At 48.0% G+C, this 9,784-nt stretch carries 4 protein-coding genes; 1 reads left to right on the forward strand and 3 read right to left on the reverse strand.

All coding sequences use genetic code 11. The features are described from left to right. The 3 genes from G6047_RS00535 to G6047_RS00545 form a co-directional block, all read right to left on the reverse strand. A partial coding sequence (locus G6047_RS00535; RefSeq protein ID WP_235946470.1) for a DUF6443 domain-containing protein occupies window positions 1-2,441 on the reverse strand: 2,441 nt, incomplete at its 3' end. Between the two features lie 6 nt (window positions 2,442-2,447). Next, the gene (locus G6047_RS00540; RefSeq protein WP_169525384.1) at window positions 2,448-5,849 is read right to left on the reverse strand and encodes an RHS repeat domain-containing protein; all 3,402 of its coding nucleotides are present in this window, start codon (window positions 5,847-5,849) and stop codon (window positions 2,448-2,450) included. A gap of 18 nt (window positions 5,850-5,867) precedes the next feature. Further along, window positions 5,868-7,793 (reverse strand): T9SS type A sorting domain-containing protein, encoded by a 1,926-nt coding sequence (locus tag G6047_RS00545; protein ID WP_169525386.1) that lies wholly within the window; start codon window positions 7,791-7,793, stop codon window positions 5,868-5,870. Between the two features lie 952 nt (window positions 7,794-8,745). On the opposite strand from G6047_RS00545, the gene G6047_RS00550 reads away from it, so the two are divergent. Then, window positions 8,746-9,784: hypothetical protein (locus G6047_RS00550; RefSeq protein ID WP_169525387.1), on the forward strand; the 1,039-nt coding region annotated here is incomplete at its 3' end.

Raw genomic sequence — 9,784 nt, forward strand, 5'->3', positions numbered from 1 at the left:
CGCACGTAGCCTTCGGGGTGTGGGAAGAACTGCAGGACATCGTCTACGTATTGGAAGCCGTCGAGGTACAGGGTTCTTTCGGTTTGGCCTACCTGTGTCACGTTGGCTACGGTCTTCTGGACCTTCTGGCCCAGTGCGTTGTAGAGGTAGCTTATCGTCCAGTTCTGGGTGCCTTGCTTTATCGGGATCTTGACGGGCAGGTTGAGGTGGTTGTAGGTGATGCCTTTGATCTGTTTGTTCTCGTCTTTGGTCATGTTGCCGAAGGAATCGTATTGGTAATCGTCGTCGGTATCGTCCGTGCCGTCGGAATCATCCACGAATCCGGATGGGTCGTTGGTCTCGTCGGTGACCTTGAGCAGGCGGTTGGATTGGTCCTCATAAAAATACTTGAGGTGGTCGATCTGGATGGACGGGGTTACGTCGCTGTCGCCGTTGCGCCAGAGTTCGGCTATGTTGCCGTTCTTGTCGTATAGGAGGGATTCGTCGTAGTAGCCGTAATAGGTACTGTTACTGGGCAGTTGGGACCCGTTCGGACATTGGGGTTTTTGGTAATAGGCATTGAGCATGCGGTTGAGGGAGTCGTAGCGGTAGCCGTATTTACGCACTACGTTGTCTGAATTGCTGACCCAGTACGTTTCGCTTATGTTTCCGTTGTACAGGGGCCTGACAAGGTTCGCGTTGCTGATGCCTATGGTCTCGTAATTTATGGCGAAGGCGAACAGGTCGGTCGGCATACCGGGTTTGTTCAGCGCGCACGGTTCGTTTATTTTTTTGAGCCAGCCGCGTATGTTATATTGGTAATCGACCGATTGCAGGAAGTCGGAGCCGTCAGACCCGATTTCTTTTCTTTCGAGCGTGCCGAGTTCGTCATAATAATTGTAGCTGATGGGCTCCTGCGATCCTGAATCGATTTCCTGGATATGTCCCAAGGGTCTTTCCTGTGCATCGAAAGAAAAATCATCATTGATTTTGTAATCGTGTGTCGCCGGATCTTTTTGGAATAAAGTTGTCGTGTTCAGGATCTTTCCGTTAAAATCAAGGTTATACTCCATTGTGAAATGTCCGCCCAGGTGATTGGTCTTCATTTGCTGGATAACGCGGCCTTTTTCATCGTATAGGGTCTGTGACGTTTCGGCCATAAGCGTGGAGCCGTTGAGCACCCGCACCCAATTCCCTGTAGCAAGCCCCTTTGTCCTGCTGTCATCGGCACCGTCATCGATCGCTCCGGGATAGTCATAGTTGTCGTAATAATTTACGGTGAGCAGTACCAGGTTTGCCGTTACGAAATAATCATTGGAATAACCTACCGTCACGCCATCGATGGTTATCGGATTGCTATATGTCGTTTCTTCCCATTCCTGTGCTTTTGTTACGGATTGGTAATCATTGCGGACCGCGGAATCGAAAACACCTTCGTTTTCATTTATCCAGGCCGTGTAGGCAACGCGCCCGAACGTTTCATATTTGGTCAGCAACCATCCCCGTTCCCCGTTGCCGAACGGGTTCAGGGCCGGGCCGGTAAGTATGGGCCTGTCGAGTTTGTCATAGACAAGGTATTCCCAGTCCTTTCCCGGAAGTTTTTTCTCGACGAGGCGGTTCCTGTGGTCGTATCTGTACTGGTAACAGAGGTTCTCCATTTCTTCGGTACTGAGTTCTTCGGCGTTGGCGGCAGGCGGGATCACGTAGGTCAGATTGCCATAGCTGTCATACACATAGTAGGTATCATAGGGATCGTTACCGTTATAGCTTCTTTTAAGAATTATGCGTCCTTCTTTATCTTTGAATTCCTCGGTGGTTCTGGCATGTCCGGAAGATGAAGTCCAGTTCTCATCTTTGGTCACGGTCTTGTATAACTCACCGTCGCCGTAGTACCCTGCCATATTGAGAGAAATCGTGTAGGCTCCGTCTACAAATGCCTGAGGAGAAACGGTAAAGAGTATCACCTGGTCTTCGCCTTCGGAATTTGCCATATAATCGAATTTGATGGTCTTCTCGTTGGCCATGGCCCACGCATTGCCGGGAGCGGCTTTTTCCAGCACACGGTTCAATGGGGAATCCTCGAACCGGGTTTGAGAATATGGATTCGTGGTGCCTTCACGAAAGGTTGAGTAGAATGCCTGCAATTCGGATATAGCAGTCAAAGGGTCGATAAAGTCAAGGTTGGTGGCGCTGCTTTCATACGGAAGGTATTCGAGTAGCTGCCGTCCAAAATCATCGTACTTAATCGGAGTTACTATGTTGAGGCCATTACCCGACATTTTATTCTGGATGGTTTCCACGGGACGGCCGAGTCCGTCGAAATAGGTGATGGTTTCGTGGGCTTTGGAAACATCTGTGGTGTCGGTTTCCTCGAAATAGGTGCGGGTGAGGATGTAGTTCTCAACTTGTGCCGAAATCAGTATCGGGAACAACCCGAACAACAATAAAAATGATTTTTTCATGACTGTTTAAGGTTGTAGTTTATAATGATATTGGGTTTCAGTCAACAATTTTCCATTGGCATCTTTAACCGAAACCAATCTGCCGAACGAATCATAATGATAAGATATCTTCAAACCTTTCGGATCCGTTATCGAAGCAATTGTCGAGAACTGGGTATAGGTATAAGTCGTTACCATCGAGTCTGCCATGCTTGCGTCCGCACGTAGGTTATTCAAAGCGATGATCAAATTATTTTCATTTCCGGAGTCTGATGCGGCTTGGATAGAACTGATAAGGGTTGCAGGGATTTGAGTAATCGAAATGTTCTCAATCTTTGCCAATACCAGGGAATGCTGTTTTCCCCATATGTAGGAAATGGATTTGCCGTTAGATACTTTCATTTCGGTAGGATTTCCCCACAAATCATAACTCACATATTCAAATTTAGGTTCGATGCCATATGGAGAAGAACCTTTTTTTGAGCGGACTTGTTTAGGGGCATAGTAATCACCATTTTGGCCTGTCCACTCCTCATATTCCACATCTTGTTGTGATAACAGAGTAGCGTCCCTGAATTCCTGTGTCCGAAGCGGGACATCAAGCATGGATTCCTGGACGAGTTCCGTACAATTGTCGATTTCGGTTGATAAGATATCGTCGTTACCGGGATAAAAGTATTTTGTCTTTACCGATTGCCCCGAGCTGTTTATAATTGATTTGCTGGCCATATTGTAATGATGGTCATAGTCATATTCAAATTGCGTTGAGGTTATGATGCTTGAATTGTCATCAAAATAGTCGGTTGTTATCGATGACTCCAGATCAAATGTCCCGCCGGTCAAATAATAAGTCATGTATCTTAACCCACTGGGGCCACCCCCTTCATCTCCAGGCAAACCGGGTATGGATTGAGGGATATTGTATATTCTTCTGTTGTTCAAATGTCCGCCTTGTGATGGGATGTCTTCTGTCAGGTTTTTGTATATTGGAGGTTTTACAAAAGGATTATCGCAAAAAAGATTGCTTACACCACCTAACAGATATTTGTTTTCAATGGTTTTGATTATTTGCAGGGAATCGGCCACTTTTTTATAGTAGGTAACCTTGAGTTCCTTACCACGCAACCATTCATTATCGGTTGACGGATGGAAGGGAAATTCATAATACCGGCCTGAATCGAAAACCATGGAATACTGATAATCTACTCTACCCAGGTTATTCGAATGATCCCCAAAATATTCGGTCACATAATCATAGCCTACGCAATTGCTTTGGTAACCACTAAGTTGGGTGTATACACTTGTGGCGACTGTTTGTAAAGTAGCGGTTTGTCCATTCAGATCGAATGTCTGTATGGGTCTTACATTTGCGAGACCCAGGATAAATCCGCTTGGTTGTCCGTAGGGGCGTTTGTATTCATATGTCTTGAATGACGCAGCATTACTGTTGTCAGAATCGAAATACTCGATCTTTTTTATCCGTTTCCCCGGACCATACACCAACGTAGTGCCGGTATAGTCTTCGCCTATGCAATTGTCATTGATATTTACAAGTAGTGGAGGTACAAGTTCCGTATCTTCCTCGAACCAGGAAAGGTGGAGGAGAAAAAACTCGTCGGAATCAAGAGGATTGTGATTGGTTATGAGCGGAGTTGCGACAAACATATAATTGCCGGGCTCCAGATGTACGGGGATATCTTCCCCTCTCCTCAACGGGGTAAAATACTCATAATCATTGGTGTAATTGTCGAATTTATATAGTGCGAAAGAAAAGAAACAAGTAGAGCTTTCGGCAGGAGCGTCTGGCGGAAGGGCCGGGCAATTGCCAACGCCCGCTCCCCAAAGTTTATATTTACATTTAGAACCCCTGACAAATGGTCCGACGTTAAATGTTTTTCTATATTTAAAGCCATCGTATATAGGATTTCCGGTTAAAGTATCATTCATAGTGTGCTGAATAGTCGAAAGAGAAACTTCATAATGAACGGAAGGATTTGAATCGCCAATGTCCACTGTATCGGGGAATGGATTGACTACCCGGTTGTGTTCATACGTAAACACGGTTTTTCCGCCTTCCGGTTTTTTTATCTCGGTCAATAATCCTGCAAGGGATTTGTCTTCGTCAACGGATCTGTCCTTCCAGCTTTCCAAAAATTTTCCATTGTTCTTCCCATTGTAATATCCCCAGACATCCACGGCATTGGAATGCCTGCTCGGAAGTTGCGTCTCACTATAGGTAAACTCATAAGGAGGCAGCGCTTCATCATGGGCTCCCAATACCTGGATCGATTTGAGGAACAATCTTTTATAGGCATAGGTATCGTTGACAAGCCGGAAGTTAATGTTTCCATCATCTTCGCTTTCTTGGTATTCGTAGGTGAACAGGATTTTTTTTATGACATTATTATTTATATCTTCATAGATGATACGTTCAAGAGATTGCGAGTTTTGAAGATCTTCCCTCGGCGTAGAGGAATAGATAAACCGAACTTTACCTTGGGGGTAAGTGATACTATCCAGTCGTTGTTGGGTGGAATGAAGATTGGTGGCAGTACTGTATGTGGGCTGTGTAGAAGACAGGGCATCCGTATCACTGGTTCGCCTGATATAATAGGAATGTTCGGATGAATAGTTGAAATAGATAGTGTCCTTTGTCTTTGTTATGATTTTCGTTAACGGCCAGGACGATATGGATGCGTGAGGGGAAGGAGGCAAAACATCATAGTCGCCATCGGTATGTACCACATAATCCTCCATACCAATCTCAACATCCGCTTTATTATTTTCCCCAATCATATAGGTATTGCCGCTTCCATCCTTAAAAACTCCGGGCGTTATGTTTCCGCTTAAGATATTTACATAAGGTGGCACTATACTATAATTACCGTATTTCTGGATTACCCATTTTTCCCCGATTTCATCCCAAATGAATTTGCCGCTCATGCCGTTTATCGAAAAGCTGTACTGGTCTGAAACCATATCACATTCCATCACACCATTCACATCCTGATTGGCCGCAGCTGTCATTCGCTTATCGACATCACTATAGAATGCAGGATAATCCGGGCACCACTTATCCAGATTATAGTATTTTCTATCTGGAACAGGAGATAGCCCGCGTTTTTGATGCATGACCATGCCGCCACAATTAAGATTCCAACCCGTTCCAACTCTCGATGCGACTTCGGCTACCAATACGCCGCGGGCATGGTAACTTACACTTATTGGAACTTTTACCCCACCTGATTCTATCTCCAAAAGCGGGATGTCTATGGTCGGCAGTCCATTATATAAAGAAGTCGGGATTTCAGAATTTTTAAAAACGGCTGTGGCCTCGGGAGACGGAATCGATATTTCCTGATGCTGGGCATAACCACAACCAGGCATAAAATTCACTAAAATGACAATTATTGAAAAGATCCGATACATAATTTATCTCTTAAACTTTTATTTACTATTCATCACCTTAACCGCATCCGTCGCCACATCCGTCCGAACCTCCACCACATAGATCCCCTCCGGCAAATTCGAGAAGTTGACCGGAACCGTCGTATCCCCGGTCAGATCGAACTGCTGCAGCTGACGTCCCGCCAGGTCATAGACGGTAGCGGAACCCGAATGGTACTCATAACTCACGATGATATTGGTATATCCGCGCGCCGGGTTCGGGATCGCTTCCACGTTCGTGCGCGGTTTTTCCTTTTTATCCTTGTCCTTTAGTTTGACGACCCAGAAATCGTTGTTGCCGAAGTTGTTCTTCTTGTCGCGTGAAGCGGGTTGCTTTTTCTGGTTCATTCCGGACAGGGCTTTTCCGGCATCGAGAGACTGGCCGCCGCCCGAACCGTTCCTGAGGATGTCGGTAGGGGCGTTCATGCCCATCTTCAATGAACTGTCCTTAGGTTGTCCGATGGCATCGTTTACGCCGTCGGTGATCCTGGAAGCCTGTTCCTTGTAGGCTTCGTTGACCGAGGACATCGCGTCCTGTTTGGTGTTGTCGATAGTGTTCTGAAGATTCTTCGCCCCGGCCAGTTGTTGTCCGTTGCTGATTCCCGACAGCCCGCTTTTGGACTTGCGGTCGTCCATCATGGGTTTCGGGGTCGGGTTCGATGTCCCGGCCAGGATGTAGCCACCGTCGCGTGTCTCAATGGCCTTGCGCAGCATGTCGTCGCCCTCGCTTCCCAGGGTGCGGTCCCACAATTGTTTCCCATCGGCTGCTATCTTGAGTGCAATGTAGTCGCTGATGCCTTCCTTGTCCTTGCCCTGCATGACCTCGCTTCGGGCATAACCGCCGATGAGAAAGGTTCCGTCGGGATTCTCGATAAGTGAGGAGAGCATATCGTTATTGCCGAAATCATAGCTTTCCTGCCAGGCGGAATTGCCGTACTCGTCCATTTTTATGATCCAGAAATCGCTTCCGTTGCGGCTTGAGGTATTCTTGTTGAACGAGCCGTCCGAGTTGGAATTCCCGGCCGCCATATAGTTCCCGTCGGCCGTCTGCAGCACCACGGCGAGCTGGTCCTCGCCCGATCCGCCGTAGCTCTTCTGCCATTCGATGGTTCCGTCCTCATCGAGTTTCAGTATCCAGTAATCGCTGGCCCCGTTGTTCTTGTGGAGCTTGTCGCCCGAGTCGGTGGAGTTGGAGTTGCCCCCGATGAGGAACCCGTTGTCCGATGTGACGACCATGCTTCTGAGATGGTCGGCGTAGATGCCGCCATAGGTCTTCTGCCATTTGATCCCGCCTTTGCTGTCCAGGCGCACGAGCCAGTAATCCATGTTACCGCGGCTCTTTTCCTTTTTGTCCCCGATGAGGTTGTGCTGCTTGTCATAGATGGGTGACGATTCGGAACTACCGCCAAGCAGGAAGCCGCCGTCACGCAGGGCCAGCGCACAAACCAGGTCGTCCGATTCGGATCCGCCGATGGTCTTCTGCCATTGCTCGCCACCGCCCGCATCGAGCTTGATGACCCAGAAGTCGTTGCCGCCGAGCGTCTCGTCTTTTTTGTCGTCCCCTTTCTTGGAATCGGAAGTCCCGGCCAGCAGGAAACCGCCATCCGGGGTCGTGCGCACGCACTGGAGCAGGTCGAGCCCCGGCCCGCCGAAGTCCTTCTGCCATTGGAGTTCGCCCTTCTCGTCCATCTTCCAGACGAAGTAGTCGAGGTTGCCACGGTTGGGACTCGTCTTGTTGCCGGTCTTGTCCGACAGCGAACTTCCGGCCAGGATGAACCCGTAATCGGCCGTGGGTTGCAGGTCGAACAGGTATTCGGCGTGACGTCCGCCATAGGATTTTTCCCATTGGATGTCCTGCGCGACGGAAAGGGCAGGCAACAGGCAGAAAGCACAGAGTGCCACTGCGAAGCGTTCGGTTGTTCTCATAGAAATAATAAATCAGGCACAGCCGGGGCTGTGATGGGTGGGAATGCGTATGCGGTACTGGAATGTTTGGTGATTGCCAATTTAGGATAAAAAGGAATTGGGGGAATGATCTGAGTGTTAAATTTTTAAGGTTTTAATCCTGATATGTTCTCACATCAATCATTGTTTACAAAAGTGTCGTTTACAGAATTTTGTAAACGCGAAATGGCGAAACAGTATGCTGGCTACGATGGGCGTCCAGAAGTCCTTGAACCCCGGTTTTAGGAGGCTTTCCGACGTTTACACTTTTCCTTGGCTTTGCCAGGCATCTTTGGAACTTACTGGGGGTTTTCAGGAGGATTGCCAAGATGACCGTCACGGAAACCATCATTTCCGTGTTGCCGGACGGCACTTCAAAGGATTTCAAGATTGAAAACTTGGTATACTACGTTTTTTTTGGAAACCGATTCGTGTAGCTACGCGAATCGCCGGAAGGCGTTACGTATCGTCACACGCCATTTTTAATTGATGTTGCCCATCATGATATTTTTTATATATTTGAGTATACTTCTCACAGGGGTTTTTCCAAAGACATACATAATAGAAGAGGCTGATAAGCCATTTTGTATATTTTTTTGGATCCTGTATGATTAAACGTCCGCGTTTTTACGTGCCTGCCTGTAACAAGGCAACCCGCAATTTTTATTCCCGCAACGCGGTTTTATCCGTGTGTGGTCAACATTCGCAAGAGAGGCTTGCCGCACCCGGGGTGTCCTTTGTAGCCAAGCCGGCAGTTTTGTTGTTTCCTCCCTGGTCCTCCCTGAAATTACGATGTTATACCGACAGACGTTAGGAGCCCTGGACTGATGTTTCGTCTTTCATCTCCGAGACCTGTAAAGTCAAGCAGGCTGACCTGGCTTGACATTTCTGATTCCATGTAATTATCTTTTTTAACCATTTAAACTTAACCATTATGAGAAAAACTTTTTTCCGGCTATTATTGCTGGGGTTGTTTTCACCCGGGTTACAAGCCCAGGACGCCACTATCAACTACACCGGATTGGGATCCGGTTGCAATGTCTTTGCCAGCAACACGACCGTTGCCGGCTATGTTCACCGGACCACGTACGGGGCACCTACTTACAATTCGGCCAACCAGAGCATAAAACTTACGACAAGTACGGTCTCTGGTACCAAGGGCACCGAATTTAAGATTGCGTATAACTTTAAAGTAGACCACCTATACACCATCAAGGCCCTGGTCAGGAACACTGGCTCTTCCACTGTGGCCAGTAAGCTTTATGTTTCGTTCGGAGATAACGGATCCAGTACAGCGTGTTCGGGGCCACAGACCGTCACTAATGCAACCGGTCTTTCACTCCAGATCGCCAATACGGCCTTTCAGGACGACGAGTATCATTTCAATACTCCCGTAACAGTTGCGCAAAGTTATATACGTATAGCCGCGATACCGGACCCCGGGGCGAACCCCGCGACCCAGGTTTTGGAGATAAAAAGAATCGTGATAGACGAGATACCTCCCAACGAAGCCTTTGTAATGTCCCCGAACACGTTGTCGGTTCCGTGCGGCTCTACGACGACTACGAGGTTCACGTGCGTGAATGTCCACAATGCGACAGGCATATCTTCGTATCAATGGACGGTGGGACCGGGTTGGACCGATCCAAACGGGAATACCGTCAGTGGGAATTTTTACACCTATCCGCCCCAAAATTACATCGATTTGAAACCAAATACCACGGCTGCCGCACCCGGCAATATCGTGGCACTGCCGGTTTTTGGTTTCTTTGGGTATAATGGAACTACCACATGCTCCGTATCCCTTGCTCCTTTCAATACCGTGACGAGCGTTTCAGGCCCGACCACATTCTGCACTTCATCCTCCTATACGGTGTCAGGTATGGAACCCGGCGTGACTTTTTCGGGCTGGACCGTCTCGCCCCCCGGTATCGTCTCGCTGAGCACGACCAGCGCCACGACCACGACCCTCA

The sequence above is a fragment of the Flavobacterium silvaticum genome (assembly GCF_012911565.1).
In the GTDB taxonomy this organism is placed as follows: domain Bacteria; phylum Bacteroidota; class Bacteroidia; order Flavobacteriales; family Flavobacteriaceae; genus Flavobacterium; species Flavobacterium silvaticum.

Coding starts and splice junctions, on each gene's coding strand:
- G6047_RS00545 (WP_169525386.1), bottom strand. CDS start 7,793: ATGAGAACAACCGAACGCTTCGCAGTGGCACTCTGTGCTTTCTGCCTG.
- G6047_RS00540 (WP_169525384.1), bottom strand. CDS start 5,849: ATGTATCGGATCTTTTCAATAATTGTCATTTTAGTGAATTTTATGCCT.